The organism is Vibrio sp. SSH13-20 (genome assembly GCF_040104475.1).
Classification (GTDB): domain Bacteria; phylum Pseudomonadota; class Gammaproteobacteria; order Enterobacterales; family Vibrionaceae; genus Vibrio; species Vibrio harveyi.
Map to the genome: position 1 here is coordinate 1 of NZ_JBECOU010000036.1, position 1,471 is coordinate 1,471.

2 protein-coding genes are annotated in these 1,471 nt (G+C 40.0%); both read left to right on the forward strand.

Features of this window, described 5'->3' with window-relative positions; genetic code table 11:
• On the forward strand, window positions 1-600 hold a 600-nt coding region (locus tag ABMY42_RS26300; RefSeq protein WP_349266983.1), incomplete at its 5' end, for a hypothetical protein.
• 154 nt (window positions 601-754) lie between these two features.
• Window positions 755-1,318, forward strand: a complete 564-nt coding sequence (locus ABMY42_RS26305) for a pyridoxamine 5'-phosphate oxidase family protein (protein WP_349266984.1) — start codon at window positions 755-757, stop codon at window positions 1,316-1,318.
• Window positions 1,319-1,471 lie beyond the last annotated feature (153 nt).

Below are 1,471 nucleotides of genomic sequence, written 5' to 3' on the forward strand. Positions count from 1 at the left end.
GGCGTTAGGAGGTATATGAACATTGATATGAGTCACGTCGAAGCAAGTATTCGGCGCTTTTACAAAAGTGCTACAGTTTTAGCGAAGTCAGCATCTGGTATACAACAAGGAGAAATGGAGTTTTATCCAGTCATAGTAGGTAAGTCACCTAATTTTATGGCATTTACCTCTCCGGGTGGAGAAACTGATCCTGATTTTCTGACTCCCTATATCGTGAATGCATCATTTTGTTTAGAAATTTTAATAAAATCAGTTATTTATTATGGAGGTGGTGAGTGGGTTAGAGGGCATGATTTAATAAAATTATACGAGCAGGTTGACCCTAAAGTTAAGAGAGTAGTAAACGAATCGTTTAAAAAAGCATGTGCAAATAATCGCCATTATAGAGCTATCCAAAAACAAGCAAAAAGCGATATTGGGTATAAGCTTACATGGAGTATGGTAGGCGTTTTATCTGCATCCTCTAAAGCATTTGAAAGTTGGCGATACGCCTTTGATAATTCACAGAATAACTCTTGCTTTATGGGATTTGGTGAAGCCTATGATGTCTTGAACCGAGAAAAAGAAAGACTTAGAGTTAAATTCGAGTCTACCTCCTAACAAACTGTTTAAGAGTGATTCGCAACGCGTGGCATTTTTACTATGCGTTACGTTTAGTATTTAAGGTGGTATGCGGCGGCATCGGTATTGCGTTGCTCACACCTTAACAGGGCGTTATGCCTTTTATCGAAAATTAACATGGAGGTTAATCGTTATGGGTAAGCAATTTTCAGAGTTGTCTGATAAGCACATTGAATTTATCGGACAGCAAAAAATCTATTTTGTAGCCACTGCCGCAGAGAGTGGTAGTGTGAATCTTTCACCTAAAGGTGGAGACTCCTTGCGGGTAATCAACCCGAAGCAAATAGCTTGGTTAAACCTTACAGGAAGTGGCAATGAGTCAGCATCACATGTCATTCAAAACCCAAGAATGACCGTCATGTTTTGTGCTTTTGAGGGCTCACCTTTAATCCTTCGAGCCTATGGTAAGGCTACTGTTTTGCACTCTCAAGATGATAGTTGGGGTAAGTATGCACCGATGTTTCCGGAAAGTGTTGCAGCTAGACAAATCTTTGTCCTAGACGTCGATTTGGTACAGTCTTCCTGCGGAATGTCAGTTCCTTACTTTACCTATGAGGGAGACCGTGAAGACCTAGCGAATTGGTCAGAAAAACAAGGTACATCGGGTATAGAAAAATACTGGCTTAAAAAGAACCAAAAGAGTATTGATGGTTTTGAAACAGAAATAGCTAAAAGGTCAGGCTTGGACGTAGAGTAAGCAAACAAAATCGCTCTAATCACCACAGGCATAACAAACAATTTAAGAGTGATTCAGCACGCTTGGCATTTTTGGTTTGGGTCTAATTTAGTGTTTACGGTGTTCAAATTTAGTGCTGTGGTAGCGTGCTTCACACCTTAATTGGGCGTTATG

Coding starts and splice junctions, on each gene's coding strand:
- ABMY42_RS26305 (WP_349266984.1), top strand. CDS start 755: ATGGGTAAGCAATTTTCAGAGTTGTCTGATAAGCACATTGAATTTATC.